This window comes from Streptococcus suis (assembly GCA_024583055.1).
Lineage (GTDB): Bacteria > Bacillota > Bacilli > Lactobacillales > Streptococcaceae > Streptococcus > Streptococcus suis_V.
The window spans coordinates 1,125,492-1,147,255 of the sequence record CP102145.1; the positions used below are offsets into that span (position 1 = coordinate 1,125,492).

21 protein-coding genes are annotated in these 21,764 nt (G+C 45.6%); 4 read left to right on the plus strand and 17 right to left on the minus strand.

Annotated features, from left to right (window positions below):
• Positions 1–9: 9 nt before the first annotated feature.
• From NQZ91_05555 to NQZ91_05570, 4 genes are read right to left on the minus strand one after another with little or no spacing between them, the layout of a single operon-like run.
• Positions 10–870, minus strand: coding sequence for a DegV family protein (locus NQZ91_05555; GenBank protein ID UUM56874.1), 861 nt, complete (start codon positions 868–870; stop codon positions 10–12).
• Positions 867–1,388 carry an NYN domain-containing protein gene (locus NQZ91_05560; protein ID UUM56875.1) on the minus strand — a complete coding sequence of 174 codons (522 nt, stop codon included), beginning with the start codon at positions 1,386–1,388 and terminating at the stop codon, positions 867–869. The genes NQZ91_05555 and NQZ91_05560 overlap by 4 nt, the downstream gene beginning before the upstream one ends.
• Positions 1,389–2,117, minus strand: coding sequence for a 23S rRNA (guanosine(2251)-2'-O)-methyltransferase RlmB (gene rlmB / locus NQZ91_05565; GenBank protein UUM56876.1), 729 nt, complete (start codon positions 2,115–2,117; stop codon positions 1,389–1,391). It lies immediately after the preceding gene.
• A 55-nt stretch (positions 2,118–2,172) separates the two neighbouring features.
• A complete protein-coding gene (locus NQZ91_05570) occupies positions 2,173–3,384 on the minus strand; it encodes a PASTA domain-containing protein (GenBank protein ID UUM56877.1) in 1,212 nt (403 codons plus the stop codon).
• Between the two features lie 192 nt (positions 3,385–3,576).
• Between NQZ91_05570 and NQZ91_05575 the strand changes: the two genes are divergently transcribed.
• The gene (locus NQZ91_05575; protein UUM56878.1) at positions 3,577–3,966 is read left to right on the plus strand and encodes a DUF1761 domain-containing protein; all 390 of its coding nucleotides are present in this window, start codon (positions 3,577–3,579) and stop codon (positions 3,964–3,966) included.
• A 74-nt stretch (positions 3,967–4,040) separates the two neighbouring features.
• Positions 4,041–5,009 carry an aromatic acid exporter family protein gene (locus tag NQZ91_05580; GenBank protein ID UUM56879.1) on the plus strand — a complete coding sequence of 323 codons (969 nt, stop codon included), beginning with the start codon at positions 4,041–4,043 and terminating at the stop codon, positions 5,007–5,009.
• Here NQZ91_05580 and NQZ91_05585 read toward each other — a convergent pair.
• The 11 genes from NQZ91_05585 to truA all read right to left on the minus strand — a co-directional run bounded on the left by NQZ91_05585 (position 5,006) and on the right by truA (position 13,788).
• Positions 5,006–5,224, minus strand: a complete 219-nt coding sequence (locus tag NQZ91_05585) for a hypothetical protein (GenBank protein ID UUM56880.1) — start codon at positions 5,222–5,224, stop codon at positions 5,006–5,008. The genes NQZ91_05580 and NQZ91_05585 overlap by 4 nt on opposite strands.
• 156 nt (positions 5,225–5,380) lie before the next feature.
• Positions 5,381–6,511, minus strand: coding sequence for a sn-glycerol-3-phosphate ABC transporter ATP-binding protein UgpC (gene ugpC / locus NQZ91_05590; protein UUM56881.1), 1,131 nt, complete (start codon positions 6,509–6,511; stop codon positions 5,381–5,383).
• 163 nt (positions 6,512–6,674) lie between these two features.
• Positions 6,675–7,958, minus strand: a complete 1,284-nt coding sequence (tig, locus tag NQZ91_05595) for a trigger factor (GenBank protein UUM56882.1) — start codon at positions 7,956–7,958, stop codon at positions 6,675–6,677.
• Between the two features lie 114 nt (positions 7,959–8,072).
• Complete coding sequence (locus tag NQZ91_05600) at positions 8,073–8,672, minus strand: DUF1349 domain-containing protein (GenBank protein ID UUM56883.1); 600 nt, start codon at positions 8,670–8,672, stop codon at positions 8,073–8,075.
• Positions 8,673–8,806: 134 nt separating this feature from the next.
• The gene (locus NQZ91_05605; protein ID UUM56884.1) at positions 8,807–9,643 is read right to left on the minus strand and encodes an alpha/beta hydrolase; all 837 of its coding nucleotides are present in this window, start codon (positions 9,641–9,643) and stop codon (positions 8,807–8,809) included.
• Between the two features lie 11 nt (positions 9,644–9,654).
• A complete protein-coding gene (locus tag NQZ91_05610) occupies positions 9,655–10,656 on the minus strand; it encodes an NADP-dependent oxidoreductase (protein ID UUM56885.1) in 1,002 nt (333 codons plus the stop codon).
• 75 nt (positions 10,657–10,731) lie between these two features.
• The gene (locus tag NQZ91_05615; GenBank protein UUM56886.1) at positions 10,732–11,160 is read right to left on the minus strand and encodes an Rrf2 family transcriptional regulator; all 429 of its coding nucleotides are present in this window, start codon (positions 11,158–11,160) and stop codon (positions 10,732–10,734) included.
• A 108-nt stretch (positions 11,161–11,268) separates the two neighbouring features.
• Positions 11,269–11,832 carry a TIGR01440 family protein gene (locus NQZ91_05620; protein ID UUM56887.1) on the minus strand — a complete coding sequence of 188 codons (564 nt, stop codon included), beginning with the start codon at positions 11,830–11,832 and terminating at the stop codon, positions 11,269–11,271.
• Positions 11,813–12,298 carry an ECF transporter S component gene (locus NQZ91_05625; protein ID UUM56888.1) on the minus strand — a complete coding sequence of 162 codons (486 nt, stop codon included), beginning with the start codon at positions 12,296–12,298 and terminating at the stop codon, positions 11,813–11,815. The genes NQZ91_05620 and NQZ91_05625 overlap by 20 nt, the downstream gene beginning before the upstream one ends.
• A complete protein-coding gene (locus NQZ91_05630) occupies positions 12,288–13,049 on the minus strand; it encodes a bifunctional hydroxymethylpyrimidine kinase/phosphomethylpyrimidine kinase (GenBank protein ID UUM56889.1) in 762 nt (253 codons plus the stop codon). Before NQZ91_05630 ends, NQZ91_05625 begins: the two co-directional genes overlap by 11 nt.
• On the minus strand, positions 13,039–13,788 hold the full coding sequence (gene truA / locus NQZ91_05635; GenBank protein ID UUM56890.1) for a tRNA pseudouridine(38-40) synthase TruA: 750 nt from the start codon (positions 13,786–13,788) through the stop codon (positions 13,039–13,041). The genes NQZ91_05630 and truA overlap by 11 nt, the downstream gene beginning before the upstream one ends.
• Positions 13,789–13,949: 161 nt before the next feature.
• Between truA and perR the strand changes: the two genes are divergently transcribed.
• Together perR and NQZ91_05645 are read left to right on the plus strand one after the other, a co-directional pair.
• Positions 13,950–14,411 (plus strand): peroxide-responsive transcriptional repressor PerR, encoded by a 462-nt coding sequence (gene perR, locus NQZ91_05640; GenBank protein ID UUM56891.1) that lies wholly within the window; start codon positions 13,950–13,952, stop codon positions 14,409–14,411.
• A gap of 148 nt (positions 14,412–14,559) precedes the next feature.
• Entirely contained in the window at positions 14,560–16,428 is a 1,869-nt protein-coding gene (locus tag NQZ91_05645) for a heavy metal translocating P-type ATPase (GenBank protein UUM56892.1), read from the plus strand.
• Positions 16,429–16,513: 85 nt separating this feature from the next.
• On the opposite strand, the gene NQZ91_05650 is transcribed toward NQZ91_05645, so the two are convergent.
• Both NQZ91_05650 and NQZ91_05655 read right to left on the minus strand, forming a co-directional pair.
• Positions 16,514–19,774 carry a DEAD/DEAH box helicase family protein gene (locus tag NQZ91_05650; GenBank protein ID UUM56893.1) on the minus strand — a complete coding sequence of 1,087 codons (3,261 nt, stop codon included), beginning with the start codon at positions 19,772–19,774 and terminating at the stop codon, positions 16,514–16,516.
• A 50-nt stretch (positions 19,775–19,824) separates the two neighbouring features.
• Positions 19,825–21,726, minus strand: coding sequence for an Eco57I restriction-modification methylase domain-containing protein (locus NQZ91_05655; protein ID UUM56894.1), 1,902 nt, complete (start codon positions 21,724–21,726; stop codon positions 19,825–19,827).
• Positions 21,727–21,764 lie beyond the last annotated feature (38 nt).

Genomic DNA, 21,764 nt, shown 5'->3' on the forward strand with positions numbered 1-21,764 from the left:
GAAAAGAGATTATCTCTCTTCTTTATTGATAGATAGGATAGCTAGCACCCCTGTTCCTGTATGGGTGGCAATGATAGGGCCCAACTCAGTCAAAAGAACCTCGCTGACACGGCTATCTTCCAACAAGGTTGCCTTCATCGCTTCAGCCGCCTCAATATCACCTGTATAGGCCACCATAACCGTAGAATGGTCCAAATTATCCAAGGTCAGGTTCAACATCTCCTTGATTCCTTTTTTGCGACCACGGATTTTGGCAATCGCTTCTAACCTTCCTTCCGCATTGAGCGCAAGGAGGGGCTTGATATTGACCAGACCACCAATGAGAGCAGCTGCTTTAGATAAGCGACCACCACGCACCAGGTGGTTAAGGTCATCGACCAAGAGATAGGTCCGCAAGCGTGGCACCAATTCCTCAATCAGCGCCTTGGTTTCTGCCAAAGTCTTACCCGCAGCACGCGCTTGAGCCGCCTGCATAACCAAGTAGCCTTCCCCGATAGAAGCCGCCTTGGTATCGACAATCTCGATATGGGCTTGTGGATAGTTATCCAAGACCATATCACGTGCAATAGTCCCACTCTGATAGGTCCCTGAAAGAGCCGATGAAAAGGCTAGGTAGAGTACATCTTGACCTTCCTTGGCTGCCGCTTCAAAAACTTCTTCAAACTGACCAACATTGACCTGACTGGTTGTCGGAAGGCCTCCAGTCGCCATTTTATCCAGCAGATCTGCTGAGGTCAAGCGGTTTTCACCTACGGTTTCATAGGTCACACCATCTAGGTTAATGGTCAAACCAAGCACGGTCACATCATTTTCTTGGACCCAGCTGGTTGGCAAATCCGATGTCGAATCGGTTACGATTGTAAATGTCACTCTCTCATTTCCTCCATCATTTCTTTTAAGGCTTGAAAATTCCCATCTGACCAGGGATTGAGCCGTGGGGTGTAGAGTTCTACCTGGTCCACAAACTTGTCCAAGTCCTTCTTGATAACCCTGGTTCTCTCCTCTAACTCACGCGCCGAAACCCTTAAGGCACCTTGTGAAAAGACCACCCACTGTTCATTGAGGTCGCTGGTTGCGACGGAAACCTGCTTGCGACGGTCACTATTGAGCTGGGCACTGAGCCGTTCGATATAACTATCTGCCGTCTCTTCCTCCTCTGTAAAAATGACCGATACCTTGAATTCGTCATACTGCTGGCGAAGGCCTGGCACATGGTGGGCATCAAAGACACAAATGACCTCAATCTGTTCAAAGGCTGCATAGTGAGACAAGGTGCGAAGCAAGGTCGTTCTAGCCGCATCCAAGTCTCCCTTTTTAAAATCTTGCTTGGTGGCCTGCCAAAAGGCAATCATGTTGTAGCCATCTACGATGAGAACTTTTTCTTTCATTTAGATTTTCTTCCGAAATACTTCGTACATCAGCACAGCGGCTGCTACGCTGGCGTTGAGAGATTGGACATGGCCCTTCATAGGAATGGTAATCATCTCATCCACCTGCTTTTTGATATTGCTGGAGATGCCCTTGCCTTCGTTACCGATAATCAGGGCTAGTTTGCCAGCCGTATTCCACTTGTGGCTTGGCGTTCCATTCATATCCGTGCCAAATACCCAGAAACCAGCCTCCTTGAGCTTATCTAGGGTTTGGCTGAGATTGGTCACTCTGGCGATTGGGACATGGGCCACCGCACCTGTGGAGGTCTTAGCCACAACAGGCGTCACCCCAACTGCTCGGTGTTTGGGAATGATGATACCTGCCACCTGAGTGGCATCTGCGGTCCGCAAAATCGAGCCGAAGTTGTGGGGGTCTGTCAGACCGTCCAAGATGAGAATGAGGGGATTGTCTTCCTGCTCTGCCTTTTCCAAAATCACCGATAGGTCCGCATAGGCGAACTCAGAGACCCGCAGAACAAAGCCTTGGTGAACGGCACCTTCTGTCATGTCAGACAGGGTCTTCTTGGGCGTCCAAGAGATTGACACCTTCTTCTCTGCCGCCAGGGCCTTAATTTTTTCTACATTTTTTCCGCGTAAATCGTCCTGGATGTAGAGCTTGTTGCCGGTGTTAGCCTCCAAACTCTCCACCACAGCGTGTACGCCATATACCATATCATTTTGTTCCATAAGAGTATTATAGCATATTTTTGAAAAGGAAAAAGCCGAGAATTTCTCAGCTTTCTTAGTTCACACTGTTTTCCAAATAATAATGTTGGGCAACATACCAGTTGACACCCCCTTGTTCCGGATCTGTATCATATTCGCTTGCCTCTAACTCCCCACGACTATTGATCCGATAACTCCAATCTCGTGGTTCAAAATTAGGGTCTGATGGAACAGTTACATCTGCATAAACTAAACCATCCTCAGCCATGCGAACACTTATGACAACCTGGTCTTTTCGATACTTTTCAATCATGACGCTACGGCTAAATAAATCATCCATAACCCAAGCTTTTACTTGATCTGTCGTTAAGTTTTTGGTATCAACCTGCGGTACAGGATTATGCAAATCTGTCAACGAAATCCACCCCTGTCCTGACTTTAATCTGCCCCAACTATGTCCTTCCTTTTGAGTCGTCTCAACTATCGTGTACGTTCCAGGTTCTATATTGGTCACAACTTCTCCAGATAAACTAGGTTCCTGACGAATAACCAGTCCTTGTTTTTTAATATCCACAGTAAACAATTGAACGGCGCTACCTACTTGAGACTGGCTAGAAGCTTGCGAACTTCCAGCAGTCTTGCTAGTTGATACTTCGCTAGTCGAGCTCTCTTCAACCACAATCGTTCCATCTGTATCTTCTGCAACAACTAGATTGACTGAACTTCCTCTCTTTACCTTATTTCCTCCACTTGGAGAAGACATTGAGACATTCCCAGGCTGAACCGACTGTCCACCAACTTCTGTTATTGTCCCGACCTTTAACCCCTCTTCATACAGTATAGCCTTAGCTTCAGATAGCTCAATACCATATAATTCAGGAACTGTAACTTGAGAAATATCTTGGTAGACAAAATATAAACCAGCCATTCCTAACACAGCCACAACACTTGAAATGATTAGCCATATCTTTCGTCTTTTTGCCTCTGCCAAACGTTTCTCAGCTTGCTCTCTTTGATAATTCTCATAATCTTCCTCAGCTTCGCTAAGCATTTGCTGGATGACAAATTGTTGACTCTCATCCGTAACCTGTGCTAAATGCAATCGTAATTGAAAAATTCTGTCCTTAAACTCTTTTTCAATTTGACGCTCATGCTCTTTTTGCAAAATGTTATTTTGTTTTTGAAGTGCTATTGCTTGAGAGTTCATAGCAGAGGTTTGAGCATCCATTTTTTGCTTCAATTCATCATGTCTCTGCCGCTCTTCAAAATCTCGCATCCATTGATCCATAATAATCATCTCCTCATAAAATATTGGTTATTATCCATAAACGACATCTATTTTATTTTAGTATAGCATAACACCTAAATTTGTCAATCCTCATTTTCACCCCGTTTCAATCTAACTTTTGACAAATAGTAAAGCCTATGATATTCTGATACCTATTACTTGTCCGTACAAGCGGACCACAAAGGAGATACTATGACACTTATTTTTGGAATTGTGGCAGGTCTGATTGCCTTTGCCATCGGTGGTTTGTGGTATGGTTTGATTTTCCGCGATGCTTGGATCAAGGCTTCAGGCATTGACATGGCTAAGGTAGAAGCAGATCGTCAGGCTGGAAAAAATGGCCAGAAGGAAATGGTGATTTCCCTTGTCATTGAAGTGCTGACTGCCATCATTACTATTTTCTTCATCAAGACCCTCGGTGTTTCACCGCTTCACGCAGCTGGCGGCATGGGCGTAATTGCGGTCCTTGCTTCATTGAAAAACTACGTCTTTGAGCAACGTCCTATCAACCTCATCCTCATCAACGAAAGTTACAAGCTGGTCTGCTACCTGGTAGTCGGTATTCTGGCTCTATTTGCATAAGCGTAACCCTCCTAGCTTTAGGAGGGTTTTGTTTTATGGTACAATAGAAACAGATTAAGACCAAAGGAGCCACCATGTCCCTCTCCCTCCGCACCATCAAACTGAAATTTGCCACCGTCCTAGCCATTTACCTAGCGACCGCCCTGGGTTTGTCCTATGCGACGGCAGCTGGCATCATCGCCATTCTCAGCGTCCTCGACACCCGCAAGTCCAGCTTCAAAATGGCTCGCAACCGTCTCTTCTCCACCCTCCTGGCCCTAACCATAGCCGTCCTGACCTTTGCTCTCTTCGGCTTCGGCATCTGGACCCTGGGCATCTACCTAGCCCTCTACGTCCCTCTGGCCTACCGTTTCAACTGGGAGGCAGGCATTGCCCCATCGACCGTCCTCGTCACCCATCTCTTGCTTGAGCAGGATATTTCGCTGATTTTTTTGGGAAATGAGCTGACGCTTTTTCTGATTGGGGCAGGGAGTGCCCTGATTTCCAATGTCTACATGCCCTCGCAGGACCAGCAGATTCAAGCCTATCATGTTCAAGTTGAGGACTTGCTCAAGCAGATTCTCCTGCGTTTTGAGGCCTTCCTGCTCCAGGGAGACGGGCGTAACGAGGCAGAATTGATCAATCAGCTGGACCAGACCCTGGAAGAGGCCTTGAAAGTCGTCTACCTGGACCGCTACAACCAGGTCTTCCACCGCACCAATTACCAGGTCCATTATTTTGAAATGCGGGCTGCCCAAAGCAAAATCCTACGCACCATGGCCAAGACCATCAATAAATGCTTCCTGGAGAGCCGGGAAAATATTATTTTGGCCAGCCTCTTTGAACGAACCGCCCAGCAACTGAGTCGGGAAAATTCTGCCCAGGACCTCCTGCTCGACATCGAGCTCTTTCACGCCATGTTCCGCGAGAGGCCTCTCCCTCAGACACGGGAAGAATTTGAAACCAGGGCCACCCTCTTCCAACTTCTCCACGACATGGAACACTTTATCCAACTCAAGGTTGATTTTTACGAAGTTTATAAAGACCAAGAACCGTCGGTTTAAACCGACGGTTCTTCAATTTTTCCATGAAATTCATCTGATACTTGGTTGTGTAAATGCACGAAAGATAGGCCCATCATGACCGCATTCCCTGCAACTGCAATCATAAATTCTTCCTTGGAGGATACCTTCCCTAGCCAAATGGAGAGGATTAAAATGAGATTGTAAAGAAGGATAGAAAGAGCTGCCAAACGAATTTTTCTCAGTAGTGTCTTCACAGGAACCTCCTGTAAGTGTTGGGAGTGGGACAGACATCCATGATGGCTTGCCCAGCCTCTTTAATAAATATAACAAGTATTTATGCGTTCTCAACCCCAAAAAACCGCCAGATTTTCATCTAGCGGTCAGGTGTTTTATGAACGTTTTTAGAAAGGTTAGACAATCGCCTTGCTTGTTTCATCATCAAAGAAGTGTGCTTTGTTGAGGTTGAAGGTCAAGCGAACTTTGTCTCCTGGGTTGTGGTAGTCGCGTGCATCAACACGAGATACAAACTCTGTGCTACCTACTTTAGAGTAAAGCATGGTTTCTGCACCGAGAAGCTCAGATACCACCACTTCTGCTTCTACGATGGAAGAAGGGTAGGTGTCCAATTCCAACTGAGAAGCCTTGATATCTTCTGGACGGATACCGAGAGTAAATGATTTGCCATTGTAGCCTTTTTCTTCCAAATGTTTGCGACGTCCTTCTGGAAGATCCACTTTGAAACCATCTCCAACAAGAACGCCATCTTGAAGCGTCACTGTGAAGAAGTTCATAGCTGGGCTACCGATGAAGCTAGCAACAAACTTGTTAACAGGGCGGTTGTAGAGCTCTTCTGGGCTACCGATTTGTTCGATACGACCGATTGTACCTGTACCTGCTGGGTTTTTAGTTGCAGACATGATAACGATACGGTCTGCCAAGGTCATGGCTTCTGTTTGGTCGTGGGTTACGTAGATGGTTGTCGCACCGATACGGCGGTGGATTTTGGCAATCTCAGTACGCATGGATACACGCAATTTGGCATCCAAGTTTGACAAAGGCTCATCCATCAAGAATACTTTGGCATCACGAACGATGGCACGCCCCATGGCAACACGTTGGCGTTGTCCTCCTGAAAGGTCAGCTGGTTTGCGTTCCAAGAATTCTGTCAATCCAAGGATTTGTGCCGCTTCTTCCACACGTTTTTTGATTTCATCCTTGCTGTACTTACGCAATTTCAAACCAAAGGCCATGTTGTCAAAGACAGTCATGTGTGGGTAGAGGGCATAGTTCTGGAATACCATGGCAATATCGCGGTCTTTTGGAGCCACATCGTTCATGAGAACGCCGTCGATGTAGGCTTCCCCTTCTGTGATATCTTCCAAACCAGCAATCATACGAAGAGTTGTTGACTTACCACATCCTGAAGGACCTACGAATACGATAAATTCCTTGTCCTTGATGTCCAAGTTAAAGTCTTCAACAGAGTAGTGCTCACTGTTTGGGTATTTTTTGTAAATGTTTTTTAAATTTAATTGAACCATGTTCAATCCTCTCTTTCTTTGATAGTTATATTGTAAATGAAAGCGCTTTTAAGCGCTAGGTCAAGGTATACAAAAATAGCAAGACGATTTTGTGCAACTCTGCCAAAAATCCTTAGCATTGAAAAAGGCTGGGAAAATTGCCCAACCTTTGTTCCTATCAATCCTATTTTACAGTTGCAGTGCTTGTGATCACTTCTACGGCTTTCTTCACAGCGATGTCGTGTTTAAGCATTTCTGGTGAAAGCAAGCTACGAACTTGTGCCACTTCCATCTTGTAAGTCGCTGCCAAGTCTTCGATTTCTTTGTTGATTTCTTCTTCAGTTGCTTCGAAACCTTCTGCTTTCGCTACTGCTTCAACAACCAAGTTTGTCTTAGTGCGTTTTTCAGCATCTGCTTCGTATTGTTTATGAAGGTCTTCACGAGTTGTACCAGTGATTTGGAAGTACATGTCTGGTGAGATACCTTGTTGTTGCATACCACCCAAGAATTCGTTGATTGCACGGTGAACTTCTTCGTGGATCATTTCTTCTGGCAATTCAACGATTTCAGCGTTTTCTACAGCCAATTCAAGAGCTGCTGCTTCAACTGCATCGTCAAAGGCAACTTCTTTTGCTGCTTCCAATTCTTTACGGTACTTAGCTTTCAACTCATCAAGTGTTTCTACTTCTTCGTCGATGTCTTTTGCCAATTCGTCATCCAAAGCTGGAACTTCTTTTGCTTTTACTTCGTGGATTTTTGTCACGAAAAGGGCTGGTTTACCAGCAAGGTCAGCTGCCTGATAGTCTTCTGGGAAAGTCACTTCAACGTTTACTTCTTCACCAGCTGCGTGGCCTACCAATTGTGCTTCGAAACCTGGGATGAATTGACCTGAACCAAGTCCAAGCGAGAAGTTCTCACCTTTACCGCCGTCAAATTCAACGCCGTCGATTGAACCTACAAAGTCGATAACAACTGTATCTCCTTCAGCTGCTGGACCTTCTTTGATAACCAATTCAGCCAAGTTGTTGCGCTCACGCTCGATTTTTGCATCAACTTCTTCATCTGTTACTTCTTTAGTAGCTTCCACTGAAACTGCCAAGTTTTTGTAGTCACCCAATTTTACTTCAGGTTTTGTCACAACTTCCGCAGTGATTGTCCAGTCTTGGCCTTTTTCCATAGACACAACGTCGATTTTTGGTTGTGCAACTACTTCAAGACCAGCTTCTGCAACAGCTGCTTCATAAGCTGCTGGTAAAAGAGCGTTTACTACATCTTGGTAAAGTGCTTCTTCACCAAATTTTTGGTTGAAGACGGCACGTGGCAAGTGGCCTTTACGGAAACCTGGAAGATTGATATCCTTCTTAACTTTGTTGAAAACGCGGTCCAATTCTGGTTTGATTGCATCTTGACCGATTGTGAAAGTCAAAACGCCGCGGTTTGTTTCTTTTGCTTCAAATGATACAGACATTCTGTCATTCTCCTTAAAATTTTATTGCATACTCTTCATTATAACACAATTGACAAGGATTTCAACGATTTTATAACGGACTTTTGGGAAATGGCGGAGCTTCTGCCCAATCTTCTAGTCTGGTTGTTGACCGTCGTGGGCTAGCCATTTGCAGTCTGTCAAACTCATTTCTGTAAAGACAGCTTCAAAGGAAGAGTCTTCTGGCGAGCAGGCATAGATTCCAAAATGGATTTTTCCACCGCCTTCATGTAAGTGGCAAATCCGCATCTGCTCAAAATGGACACCATCTTTAGAGTTTTCAATGCAGAAATCACTACCCCGTCGGCTCAAACGGTAATAGATAGACTTGACAGAAGCAGGTATCTCCTGAGTTGCCCAGTCTGAAAATCCGTGATTGGTCACGACACTGCCCAAGTGCTGAAACTCCTCATTTTCATACTCAATCGAGCCCTTAATCCAGTTTTCCGAATCCTGATAAACCACGACACCACACTGGTCAAAGCGGGTATGGCTATTGGAAAAATCTGTCTTAACCGTAAAGGAAAAATACTCTTCCTCCGTGTCCATCAATAACAGGGGAGCATTGTCATTGACAAAATGGTAGTAGGTCTTCTGCCACAAGTCCGTATGGGCTTGGGTTGTGATTCTGATTTCCTTGTCTGAAATCTGGTAGTTTTCCGGTTCTCGTACCCAGTAAAAATCTTTTGTGTTCATTTGATTTCCTTTCGTTTTAGATTATTATACAGACAAAAGATAAGGAAGACAAGTAACTCAATCAACTCTTTCAAGAGCAGGCTAAGGTGATTTTGGGGACTTTGCAGGCCTTGTATATGCAAGAGTAATAGGGACTATTCCTCCAAAAAGTCTATCAAGGCTGTTGAAAAGTCATCTGCATTTTGGAAGATAGACCCGTGACCTGCATTGGGATAGATGATGAGTTGACTGTTTTTGATTTTCTCATGCATGATATAAGAGTTCTCAGTCGGAACTTGCATATCCTTGTCACCGTTGACGATCAGCGTTGGTTGCGTGATAAAGGTCATATCGTCTTGAGGATCTCTACCCCAGCGTTTGATTGCCTTCAGCTGTGTTAAAAATCCTGGGACATTCATGTCCTTGTCTGCATACTCGGCTTTTCTTTCTCCCATACGACCCAAAACTTTTTCAGCTTCCAGTCGGCCTGCTTCATCGTGGTTGTAGAAAATGTAGCGTTTTGGATCCACGCGCTCCATACCAGCCTTCAGCATATAGCGAAAAGTTTTTCCTGTCACCTTATCGACTTCAACACCGCCACGAGGTCCTGTTCCTGCTAGAATCAAGCGGTTAACCATTTGACTATCAAGACGGACGATTTCTTGGGCAATAAAACCACCCATAGAAAGACCGAGCAGGTTAATTTTCGTATGCCCCAAGTTCTTGATAATAGCATGAGCCTGCTCTGCCATTCCTGGAATCGTAGGAGCTACCTTGCCTTGACTGGCTCCGACGCCAGGCAAATCAAGGACGATGATGTGCTCTTTTTCAGCCAGTAAATCCAGCAATTTTGGATCCCAGTTATCCAAGGTTGCGGCCAAATGGACTAACATGACCAAGGGCAGTTTAGACTTGCCTTTACCTAGTTCACGGTAGGCAATCTGATTGCCAGCGACAGTTATGTATTGATTTTTAGTTGTGATATAAGACATAAGTACTCCTACTATTTAAAACTGAGGACAGTTTTTCCACGTGAGCGACCGTTTGCGACCTTGTCCAAGGCTGCGTTGACTTCTTCAAATGGATAAACGGTATCGATAGACGGTTTGATTTCTAACTTGCTGAAAATGTCTGCTACCTCTTGCAACTGTTGACCATTGCTTTCTACGAAGATGAAATGGTAGTGCACACCGTAGCTTTCCGCCATCTTGTCAAATTTGCGACCAACCAAACCAAAGAGGAATTGTTTCCATTTTGGTAGGTTCATGCGTTTGGCAAATTCGCCATTTGGCATAGCACGGAGGGAAACCAACTGACCGCCTTTTTTCATAATCGACATTTGTTTTTCGGTTTCTGCACCGCCAAGTGTGTCCAGTACATAGTCGATTTGGGAGAGGGTTTTAGTGTAATCTTCTGTCTTGTAGTCGATAAACTGGTCGGCACCCAACGCCAATACCCGCTCTGCATTTGCCCCATCACCGTTGGTAATGACCGTCAAACCCTTGGCTTTGGCAATGGGAATGGCCATACCACCGACACCGCCTGTACCACCTGAGATGAAAATGGTCTTGCCAGCCTCTGCACCCATGAGGTCCAATGCCTGCATAATGGTCAGGGCAGTCAGGGGAACGGCAGCCGCTTCCACATCCGTCAGATAGGCAGGAACTTTAGCAAGTGCAGCAGCCTCCACCGCTACATACTCGGCAAAGGCACCGATATTGTCGAGAGGAAGACGACCAAAGACACGGGCACCAACTGCAAAATTGGTCACGCTTGAGCCGACTTCTTCCACCAAGCCAACGACCTCATTGCCCGCTGTTTGTGGCAATTTGTAAGGGACAATCATCTTGACATCTCCACGAGAAATCATGTTGTCCAAAGGATTGACACCTGCTGCGGTCACTTTGATAAGGACCTGGTCTGGTTTGATGTTTGGCTTAGCAATGTCTGTTAGGTTAAGTACGATATTGTTTTTGTTATAAGATGTATGTTGTGCTGCTTTCATGGTTTACTCCTTTTTTAAATGACTTGTATCTGATACAAGTCCAAGTTGTGCGAAATAGAAACTGACTTGTAAAAGTCAGTTGGATTTTTTTGCCTCTTGATACAAGTTAGCAATGACCTGGGCCAAGCTTTCTTGGGATAATCTATCCTGCAAATCCTGCTCAATGGTCGCAAAGATTGGCTGGACAGCCCCTGCAATGTGCCGACCAACTGGGCAGGATTGATTGGCGTGTTGGTGCTGCTGAAAGAGCTGGATATGCGTGACTTCCTGGGTGGCATAGTAGATGTCCAGGAGGCTGATGTCCGACGGATCCTTGCTCAACTCATAGCCAGCCTTGCCCTGATGGGACTGTATGATGCCTGCATTCTTCAAGAGAGCGATGACCTTGCGGATATAACTGGCATTGGTACCGACACTGGTTGCCAAGGCCTGCGACGTCATGACATCACTACTCTCGCTAATCATGGTCAAGATATGCAAAGCTACTGAAAATTTGGTATCCATGGAAATCCTCCCTTTGAACTTGTATCAACCACAAGAACAAGTTTAGCAAAAAGAAATCTACTTGGCAAGGATTTTGTATTCAAAAAAATCACAACCTTCTGGCTGTGATTAATTTTTCCGTATTTGATCTTCCAGATAAGCTGCACGGGCACCGCCGATCAGTTTAGGACGGCTGGCAAGAGCTGTAACATGGGCCTGGCCGATCTCACGCAAGCTCGGTCTAATTGGCACTTGGACGTGCTTGATGTGCATCCCAATCGCCGTATCACCGATGTCCACACCCGCCTGAGCGGTGATAAATTCCACTTCGACTGGATCCTTCATATACTTGAAGGCTGCCAACTGTCCAGACCCTCCTGCATGAAGGGTGGGGAGGACATTGACCATTTCCAAATCTTTCTGGATAGCCAATTCCCGCTCCACTACCAAGGCACGATTGAGGTGCTCACAGCCTTGGACAGCTAGGTAAATGCCCTTTGGTGTCAAAATATCTAGAATGGTTTCGACAACGGCTTCGCCAACTTCCAGACTGGAATTTTTGCCAATATGCCCACCAATGACCTCACTAGAAGACAAACCTAGGACAAAAATCTGACCCTTTTGAAGATTGCTGAGTTCTAAAATTTCTTCGACAACTTGCTTGGTCTCTTCCTTAATTTCCTTTAATGACATGATTTACTGCACCAATTCTTTCTATTGCCTGAGCCAAGATGTAACCAACTACCAGACCAACTGTGTTTTGCAAGGTATTGCTTAGAACACTTTCAATGGCTTTCAGGTCATTAAAATAAAGTCGAGAAGCTAGATAATAACCTCCAACCATGCTAATACTCGCTAGAGCAAGCCCAAGATAACGACTTTTACCTTTCCATCCTGCAAAATAACCCTGAGTACCGTGGAAAAGCAAGCTAAAGAAAGCCCACTGGGGATAGCCCAACAAAAAATCAATCAGAAGCCCTGACAGTCCGCCAACAATGGCTCCTTCTTTCTTACCCAAGTAAAAGGCTGTAAAATACACCCCAACATCCAAAAGTGTCACAAAACCAGTTGCAGTTGGCACATGAACAAAGGCTAATACCAAACTCAAGGCAGTTAAAATAGCCAGCAATACCAGTTCTTGCGTCTTTTTATTTCTCATACTGAATCACCCCATATTGATCTGATTTTAAGATGGCTGCATGGACAAAGTCCTTGGATAATTTGACTGCCTCTAAAGGATCTTGACCCAGCAAAAGCTGGCTGGCAATGCTGGACGCAAAGGTACAGCCTGCCCCCACATTGTTTTCTGACAACAGAGGCGACTGGAGCACGACCACTTCCTGTCCGTCATAGTAAACATCGACCGCTTCTGAGCCACCCAGTCGATTGCCTCCCTTGATGACCACCGCCTTGGCTCCCAAGTCATACAAAGCCACTGCCGCCTGCTTCATCTCCTCCACCGTTTTGATGTCTTTTTGGAGCAATAGCTGAGCTTCTGCCAGATTAGGCGTGATGATGCTGACATAGGGAAGGAATTTTAAGAGTTCATCTCGCAACTGGCTGACCTCAGTATCGTGCGTTTCCTTGCAGACCAAGACTGGATCCAAGACTACAGGAATCTCCTGGTGAGTCTTGATAAACTCCAAGGCCTGCTCTGCTATGTCCACCGTGGGAAGCAAGCCAATCTTAATCGCAGAGAAGGGCACATCCTTCAAACTAGCCAGCTGCTGGGCAAATACCGCTGCATCTGTCGGAATGACCTCAAAACCTTTTTCCGTCATAGCTGTCAAGCAGGTCACCGCCACAAAGCCATGTAGACCATGGACAGTGTAGGTGGTCAGGTCTGCATGGAGACCGCCACCGCTGAAAATATCGTTGCCCGAAAGCGCCAAAATATACTTAGTCTTCATAGATAATCTCCTTTAGATAGAGGCCGTTACCTGCCGCAGTCGGACCCGCCAAGCCACGATCCTTTTCTGCCAAAATCCGCTTGATTTGCCCAACGGGCATGCGACCGTTACCGATTTTCAGTAAGGTCCCAACCATATTCCGCACCTGCTTGTACAAAAAACCGTTGCCCGAAAAGGTAAAAATCAAAAACTGCCGCCGCTGGTCATACTCCATTGTCGCCGCTGTGATGGTCCGTACCTTATCCTCGACCGAGGTCCCAGAAGCTGTAAAGCCTGTAAAATCATGGGTCCCCACCAAGTCCTGAATAGCTTCTTCTATCAAGCTCAAGTCCAAATCATAGGGATAAAAGGTCGCATAGTGGCGCATCATGGGATTCTTAGGCCGCCCAATATCCACCAGAAACTCGTAGGTCTTGCTGTGCTTAGCATAGCGGCAATGAAATTCATCCGCCACCTGCTCCACACTGACCACATCAATATCCTCAGGGGTTTGAGTATCTAGGGCAAAGCGGAGCTTCTCAGCATCTCGACTGCCAGCCAAGTCAAAATGAATCACCTGACCATAAGCGTGCACTCCTGCGTCTGTCCGACCCGCACCATGCACTGTCACCGGCTGGCCACTGTTTAGTCTTACTAGTGTTTTTTCGATTTCTTCCTGAACTGTACGGGCATGGGGCTGGCGTTGAAAACCAGAAAAGTCATGTCCGTCGTAGGAAATAATTGCCTTAAATCGTGTCATGTTCTGATTGTAGCACAAGCAAACTTAGAAAAACAAGGCTATAAAACAACAACTGTCCTAGCACAGATTGAAGTGACAACTTCAGTCATTGACAGCTTTCCAAAAAAAGAATATAATGAAGGAAATAATTAGAATTATTATAAAAAGAAAAGGAGGCCGGAATGGAGCTACATTCTCACCTGAATGCAGAAAACCAAACTGCCTTTGAGCATGTTATTCAACACTTAAAGGAAAAAGGTGTTCGCATTACAGAAACACGTAAGGCCGTTGTAGCCTATATCATTGAAAGCGACGATCATCCAAGTGCTGAAATGATATATAAAGACCTCCTGCCCAACTACCCTAACATGAGTTTGGCAACTGTCTATAACAATCTCAAAGTGCTCTTAGAAGAAGGATTTGTCACTGAACTCAAGCGGACCAATGACACAACAACCTATTATGATTTCATGGGCCATGAACATCTCAATGTCATCTGCGAAAAATGCGGGAAGATTACCGACTTCATGGACGTAGAAATTCCTAGCCTCAAACGCGAAGCCCACGAACAAACGGGTTACAAGATTACCAAAGAAGTCTTATCTATCTATGGTATCTGCCCTGACTGTCAACTCAATAGCTAGAAAGCAGCCACTGGTTGCTTTTTTCTTTTCTCTTTGAATTGTCTGAACTTTATTATTTATAATTATTCTAAAAAACTCTTGACTTTCTATTTAGAACTGTTATAATTAACTTATAAAAACGATAATGATTATAAATAAGGATAAAACTATGACTCTTGTAAGCAATCTAAAACAGCATCTTCACATCATAACCACTAGCCTCTGTCTCTTCTTCATCTTAGTAGGCATTCTCTTGCTCCATTCAGAATTGGGCTTTGCTCCCATTTTCTTTCTCCTAGCCTTTGTTATCGGTGGCTACCAGTCTGCCAAGGAAGGACTGACGGAATTGTTTGTGGACAAGCACCTGTCTGTTGACCTCCTCATGATTTTGGCGGCGATCGGCTCTGGCCTCATCGGCTACTGGATGGAAGGAGCCTTGCTCATCTTCATCTTCTCCCTGTCTTCTACTTTAGAAGAATTGGCCATGGAAAAAAGCAAGAACGCTATCGCTGCTCTCATGAACATGACACCTCCAACTGCTCGTAAAATCGAGGAAAATGGTGACATCACTGTTTTGGATACGGCAGCCATTCGCATCGGCGACCTCCTACAAGTCCGTAAGGGCGACACGGTTCCACTGGATGCGACTCTCATCAGTCCGCAATCCATCTTTGACGAATCCATGATTACAGGCGAGCCTCTGCCTGCGGAAAAAATGGCTGGACAGGCTGTTATCGGCGGCACCATCAACCAAGGGCCAACTGTGACCGTTCAAGTTACGGCTGAGAAAGGAGATGCCCTCTTCGATAAAATCGTCCAGATGGTCGAAAATGCCCAAGAATCCAAATCAAAAACTGCGACTTTCATTGAAAATATGGAAGATACCTATGTCAAGGTTGTCTTGGTGGTGGTACCGCTCTTTATCCTCTTTGCTCATTTTGCACTGGGCTGGGACTGGTTGACCGCCTTTTACCGTGGCATGATTCTCTTGACTATCGCTTCTCCATGTGCGCTTGTGGCTTCTTCTTCACCGGCGACACTTTCTGCTATCAGCCGTGCGGCACGTAAAGGCATGATTATCAAGGGCGGTGACATTGCGGACAATATCGCCAATCTAGAGGCAATCGTCTTTGACAAGACGGGCACCCTAACCATCGGAAAACCTGAGGTTATCGGTGCGACCTATCTTGGCGATGAAAAACTGATCAAGGAAATTGTTCAGGCAGTTGAAAAACAATCTAGCCATCCCATCGCTCAGGCTCTGATGACCTATACGGCTGACAGCTCTGCTATTGCCCTCCAAAGCCTAGAAGACATGACCGGAAAAGGCTTGGTGGCAGGCTATCAGGGCGACAGCTGGAAAATCGGTAAGGCGGGATTTGTGGTGGACAGCCTGGTGAGTCCTCTGTCTACTGACCTGCTGGCACAAATCGATGAGGCGGAAAGCACTGGGAAAACCCTGGTCTATGTCAGCCAAAATGATGTGCTGGCGGCGATCTTCATGGTGGAAGATAGTTTGAAACCTGAGAGCAAGCAGCTGATTGCCCAGTTGAAAGAAATGGGCGTGACACCAATTCTCTTGACGGGCGACCAAGAAAAGACCGCTCGTTACGTGGCGAGTCAGGTCGGCATTGATCGGGTCATTGCCAACTGTCTGCCGACGGATAAGGCTGCTGTTATCCAAGAACTGCAAACCGAGTTTGCGTCAGTCGGCATGGTCGGAGACGGCATCAACGACGCTCCCGCCCTGGCTCAAGCCAATGTCAGCTATGCTATGGGAAGCGGTACGGACATCGCTATGGAGTCGGCTGACATCGTACTCATGGAAGACCTGACGAGAATTCCTTACTCCATTCGTCTCTCTAAGAAAATGCGGGGCATCATCAAGCAAAACATCATCTTTGCTCTATCTGTCATTGCCCTTCTTATCATCTCCAACCTCTTCCAGTCTATCAACCTCCCACTCGGTGTGGTGGGCCACGAAGGATCAACGATTTTGGTGATTTTGAATGGGTTGAGACTCTTGTATTTTAAATAGCAGAAAGCCGCCGGGGAGTTGGCGGTTTTCTTTTGTGATTTTGAATTTAGAAAAACTTGCCAAAAATGACAAGTTTTCCTTCAATTTACCCAAAAGATTTATCAATCAACTCCTGCATCCTGCCTTCTTTGGCATATGGAACAGTATCCACTTGTAAGAAGTTTTTCCGACTGATGGTGTCAGGTAGGGTGCCAAAGATGAACTCCAAAGCGATTTTATGGATAATAGCCGTTGGCGCAAAGCCATATACTTGCTCTTCCAAGATATGCTTGAGCCGATCATGCCCTTCTGGAAAGGCTGCTTGTAAGCCTTGGCTATTATAGAGGCGTTTGACCAACTCTGTGATATAGAGCCCTGACTTCATATAGAGGTCAATAAAGGTTTTGGATGGGTCATCGAAGATACCAGGATTTTCCTTTTCCAACTCATCCACCATTTTCTGAACCACCTTCTTCGGTGTGAAGATTTGGTTGGTCTTTTGAGGTGGAATATAGTCAAAGATGTCTTCTGTCCTATCTTCGAAATAGTTTGCCAGCTCTGCTTTTTTCCGTAAAAATTCTTGGATGGCCTGATCAAAGGTCGGCTGATCAAAGAGATGGCCGGCAAATTCAGGTCCACCATCACGCAAATAACGGAACTGGTTAAGGTTGATGCCTGTTACCTCAATGAAGACCTCATCTGGTACGTAGCTATCGAAGTTTGCTAGGGTCAGATGTTCATCGCCATAGGCCATGATGAAGCTTGGAATGGTCCGTGCAAAGCCACGTAAGTGACCGCGAATCTCATCCTCAGCCTGAGCCTTGGTTCGTTCTCGCTGCTTGACTTCCTGCTGTTTGACCAAATCATGCGGCAAATCCTGCACTTTTTCTGCCAGGCGTTGCCGTAGCTCTGCCTGATGGGCTTGGTGCGCTTCTATTTTCTTGACTTGATAGGCCTGCTCCAGTTCCTCTTTTTGCTGACTATCCACCGTTTCCTTCAAAGCTTCTTGGTATTCATTTTCGAGATGAGCCTGCTGAATATCAAATTCTTTTTCGCTACGCTGGATGAGGCTTTCAATCTCCGTATGAATCTGCTTCTCAATTTGTTTACTTTCCCGGTTGGTCAAGTCATAGCCAGCAGTTAGGTCTGCCACCAAGGTAGAGGATATTTCTTTCTGAACAGTTTTGACAAATGCCTTATCAACTCTTTCTACCTGGTCAACCAACTCTTCCACCGTATCCAACAAGTCATAAACTTTTGTCCCAAAAAGGACATCTTGACGGTTGATGACCAAGTCTTCTGCCACCTGAACCTGCCCTTCTTCATCCACCTCAATATCTGGAAATTCAAGTGTATCCGGCGCATGACTGATTTTTCCTTGTTGCTCAACAGGGAGTTCATCCAAGATATCCAAGACTAGCTGACTAGCACTGAAAATGCCTGCGATATTGTCAAATAGGAAGTTGGACATAAAGCCACGCTTGATGACTTCTGCTGCTCGTATCTGGCTTGGAATGGTCATGACTGCCTGGGCGTCAATTTCCACCATCTTGCCTTCCCTATCTTCTGCGATAACTGGGAAGAAGTTGAGCAGGTTGCGGATATTTTCCTCTCTGGTTTGACTGGTTCCTGCACCGCCAGCAGTCGCTAGACTGAGGTTGTTGGCAAAGTCACTAAAGAGTGACAGGGTTCGCTCAGGAGCAAAATCAAAGACATAGGCCCGCTCTTTGCGGTAAACCTTGTCTCCTTCCACCCAACTGTAAGGGTTTTGGGCACGAAAGGCAGCCTGCATATAGAGGGCTGGAGATTGAAGATTGCTCAGCATCAAGACTGCCGTCCACTCTGGAATGGTCACACCAGTCGTCAACTGACCGACAGACAGGGTGATGGTATAGTCATGTTCAGCAATGGCCTTCCTAACCATATCGAGTGACTTGCCATTTGCTTCTGTATCCTCAGCTTCTCGCTGACTGGCAGAACCTGCAGCCAGCACAATCTTATACCGGTCAAAGGTTGGATGGTCTTCCAACAAGCCTTTCAAGGCCTTGGCAGAGGCCACTCGGTCTAATAGCCAAAAGCTGTGCTTGATTTCCCGACGGAGCTCCCTAGTTGAAAATGGGTATTTTTCATTAGAGGTCAGGGTGTTCAGCCATTCTTTGACTTCTCTCTCATGGATAAAGGCGCCAGATTCATTGGTCGCAAAAAATTCATTCAAGTCAAAGGCAAAATCAACCGTTTCACTGCCAAAATCTGCCCCATCTCGAACCCTGTCCGTGATCATCTTGGACATCTGGTAGGTGAACATGTTGAGCTGAGGAAGGTTTTCATAGGGATTTTCTTGCTCGGAGCTGGAGAGCCAATCTTGCTTGGCAGCTTGCTCATCCGCATAGGACCAGTTATAAATCTGCTTTTCCGAAAACTTGCCCTTGGCTAGAGCCTTGAAGGGAGTCCCTGACAAGTGGAGGGTAAAGTTGCGCTGGATTTGGTGAAAGGCAACATCTGTTTTTTCCGTATCCACTCCTTCATGGGCCTCATCAATGACCAAGAGATCCCACTGGGTCTTGGCTACCCACTGTAATTTATCATAAGCGCCGCCGAAGTATTTAGACCCTTTCAGATCTTGAAGGCTTAAAAAGGCGATTTCCTTAGCGTCTTCCTCGGTAAAGAGGAGTTTATGGAAATCTTCTCGTGATAGGGCTGGTCTGCCCTTGAGGGAATCCGACTCCGAAACAAACTTATAGGAGGTCGTGCCAGCGATAAATTTATGAAAATCATCAAACCAAGAATTGGCGATGGCTGGGCGGTTGGTCACAATCAAGACTCGGTCACAGTTAAGTCGTTTGATCAAGTCATAGGTGGCCAGGGTCTTGCCAAAGCGTGGCTTGGCGTTCCAGAGAAACTCTTTCTTGCGTGCGTCCTGATTGGTCCGGATATAGGTCAAGGTTTGCTGGACAGCTTCTTCCTGCTCCTGTCTGAGCTGGTAGTCCACCTGCTCCCCGGGTTGATAGCCTGCATAGTCGTGACGGACAAACTGGTCAAACAAGTGGTTGGCTTTCTCTGGATGACCATTGAAGTAAAACCACTCGGTCTTGGGACGGCGTTCGATGGCATGGAAGTTCAAAAACTGGTGGAAGTCATGATCTTTGAAGGGCTTGCCCTTGTCAGGCTCTTCGATATACCTAGCCTCTTGCTGCCACAAAATAGACGGCTCAATCCCCGCCGTGTGGGTCTGCTCCTTAATCCTCTGCTCCACCTGACGCTCGGTATAACCAATCTTGATCCAGCCGTCATTGGTCGTCACATGGGGTGTGGTATAGGCGTAGATTTTTGGAGAAATCTCTTCTGAAGTTTTAATCAAAACGGACATAGATTACCTACTTCTCTTTTTCTAGCTTTTCATATCCTAATGAACAAGGACTAATCCATGGCTTTTACTTTGGATTCAATAAAGTCAATCTCTTCCTGAGAAAGGCCATATTTTTTATACAACTGGGCGTCAATCTCCGCCACCGACTGGGACCAGTCGATGTCCGAGCTTGACGTAAAATCTTGGAGAGGGACTTTTGCCCAAATTGGAGCAGGGTTATGTTGCGTCTGTTTTAACACACCTAACAATGCCCGTGAAAATTTCGTCTTAATATATTTTAAACATGCCTCTGCTTCTAATTTCGTATTAAAATCTCCAATAGAAATAAACGTCTGAGTATGCCCGATTAGGGGTTCCCCGATTAGGGGTTCCCCGATTAGGGGTGTAGAGAGCACTTCGCCAATTGCTCCGCTACCATTTGATTCAGGAACAAATATTTTATAGTTTTCTATATTTTTAGGACCTTTGATAAAATCTCTCCTAATAAATTTATATGCTCTTTGTTTCTTGTAGAGACCCAAAATTTGCATATATTCATTATTATCATTCGGTTTGTTATCAAAAAAGATTACATTATCTAGTTTATCAAGAACATTTGAACGCAAATCAAAAGTCTTACTAGCAAGTTCTATTACCTCTGGATGAGTTTCTCTGAGCTTTTCAGTGAACTTATGACTGAGCGGGTTAGTAATCAATGACGAAATATTACCACGACTGACACTATCTACTTTTTTTACAATACTCCTCAATTCATCAAACGGAATAAATAGTTCGATTGCACCAAAATTTTTATGAACATCTCTATATCCAATTGCAACTCCACCTTTAATATCTGTACCAGGAAAAACTTTACTAGAATCTTGTGAATAAAATAAAATTTTAAAATGTTCATCATTAAGCATTTTCTCATGCCAGATTTTAGGCAGTCTACCCGGAGAAAATAAATATCTTCCCGGTGTAATTAGTGCTACTTTATTCGCAATTTTATAGGATTCTTCCATAAATAAATGATATATTGCAGGAGCATAAGTATCATTTTCACCAAGTGTATTATCCTGATACGGTGGGTTTCCAATGACAACATCAAATTTCATAGGGCTTTCTCCTTGTGATAGACGCTCAAAATCTATCAACTCATTTGTTTTCCAATCTTTGATTTGTGCCTTTTGTGGCTGGCTGGTCTGCTCTGCTATTTCCTCAAAAAGGCTGAGTTGAACGGCTTCCTTTGCTTGCTGGGAGTAGGGGCTGGTGTAGGTCAAGCCGTCCATCTGCAGGACATTGTAGGAAATAATCTGGGCAATGGTCTGTTTCTGGCTGGGGCTGGGTTCCTTGTCAAACTTGGCTTGATAGTAGTCAATGAAGCTGGCTAGGAGGTTTTCACGCGCCAAGAGCAGGGAATCTCCCTGATACTCGTAGCCGTAGGCGTTCTGGTAGGCAGTCACTGCCCCCTGGAACCAGGCTTCTTCCTCGTGGACTTGCTGAGATAAGCGGTGGAGCTTGCGGTCCAAAAAACCGACCCGTTCCTCAAGGTCAAGGGCTTGTCCAGTCACGGTATCGTAGCGGGATACCATGTAGGGTGCTTCCCCGCAGGTGATTTCCAACCATTTGAGGTTGAGGTAGGCCTCTAGGTCTAGATCTTGGAAGTCTTGGTCCACGGCCTCAATCTGCTTTTTGACCAACCAGGTCGGGGTAAACACCTCTGCTCGGACCTTTGTGCGATCTTTTTGCTCATACTTAGACTTTTCTGAGCGTGGCTGGATGAGGTTGGCATAGGGACCTGTCACTTTACTTGGAGTGATTCGATCATACAGGCCAAACCCTTTTCCCAATAACTCATAGGAACGGGTCGCCCACACAATGGACTTGTTGGTCGTTCGATCTTTCAAGAGGGTCCGAAGAAGACCAGAGGACTCTCTTGCTAATGATTCTTCGCTAATATCTATGGTCGTCATAAGGCACCTTTTCTCATTATTTACTTTCTATTATACCA

Excerpts from the sequence above, each read along its gene's own strand:
- NQZ91_05560 (UUM56875.1), bottom strand. The coding sequence starts at position 1,388 with ATGAAAGAAAAAGTTCTCATCGTAGATGGCTACAACATGATTGCCTTT.
- rlmB (UUM56876.1), bottom strand. The coding sequence starts at position 2,117 with ATGGAACAAAATGATATGGTATATGGCGTACACGCTGTGGTGGAGAGT.
- NQZ91_05570 (UUM56877.1), bottom strand. The coding sequence starts at position 3,384 with ATGGATCAATGGATGCGAGATTTTGAAGAGCGGCAGAGACATGATGAA.
- NQZ91_05575 (UUM56878.1), top strand. The coding sequence starts at position 3,577 with ATGACACTTATTTTTGGAATTGTGGCAGGTCTGATTGCCTTTGCCATC.
- NQZ91_05580 (UUM56879.1), top strand. The coding sequence starts at position 4,041 with ATGTCCCTCTCCCTCCGCACCATCAAACTGAAATTTGCCACCGTCCTA.
- ugpC (UUM56881.1), bottom strand. The coding sequence starts at position 6,511 with ATGGTTCAATTAAATTTAAAAAACATTTACAAAAAATACCCAAACAGT.
- tig (UUM56882.1), bottom strand. The coding sequence starts at position 7,958 with ATGTCTGTATCATTTGAAGCAAAAGAAACAAACCGCGGCGTTTTGACT.
- NQZ91_05600 (UUM56883.1), bottom strand. The coding sequence starts at position 8,672 with ATGAACACAAAAGATTTTTACTGGGTACGAGAACCGGAAAACTACCAG.
- NQZ91_05605 (UUM56884.1), bottom strand. The coding sequence starts at position 9,643 with ATGTCTTATATCACAACTAAAAATCAATACATAACTGTCGCTGGCAAT.
- NQZ91_05610 (UUM56885.1), bottom strand. The coding sequence starts at position 10,656 with ATGAAAGCAGCACAACATACATCTTATAACAAAAACAATATCGTACTT.
- NQZ91_05615 (UUM56886.1), bottom strand. The coding sequence starts at position 11,160 with ATGGATACCAAATTTTCAGTAGCTTTGCATATCTTGACCATGATTAGC.
- NQZ91_05620 (UUM56887.1), bottom strand. The coding sequence starts at position 11,832 with ATGTCATTAAAGGAAATTAAGGAAGAGACCAAGCAAGTTGTCGAAGAA.
- NQZ91_05625 (UUM56888.1), bottom strand. The coding sequence starts at position 12,298 with ATGAGAAATAAAAAGACGCAAGAACTGGTATTGCTGGCTATTTTAACT.
- NQZ91_05630 (UUM56889.1), bottom strand. The coding sequence starts at position 13,049 with ATGAAGACTAAGTATATTTTGGCGCTTTCGGGCAACGATATTTTCAGC.
- truA (UUM56890.1), bottom strand. The coding sequence starts at position 13,788 with ATGACACGATTTAAGGCAATTATTTCCTACGACGGACATGACTTTTCT.
- perR (UUM56891.1), top strand. The coding sequence starts at position 13,950 with ATGGAGCTACATTCTCACCTGAATGCAGAAAACCAAACTGCCTTTGAG.
- NQZ91_05645 (UUM56892.1), top strand. The coding sequence starts at position 14,560 with ATGACTCTTGTAAGCAATCTAAAACAGCATCTTCACATCATAACCACT.
- NQZ91_05650 (UUM56893.1), bottom strand. The coding sequence starts at position 19,774 with ATGTCCGTTTTGATTAAAACTTCAGAAGAGATTTCTCCAAAAATCTAC.
- NQZ91_05655 (UUM56894.1), bottom strand. The coding sequence starts at position 21,726 with ATGACGACCATAGATATTAGCGAAGAATCATTAGCAAGAGAGTCCTCT.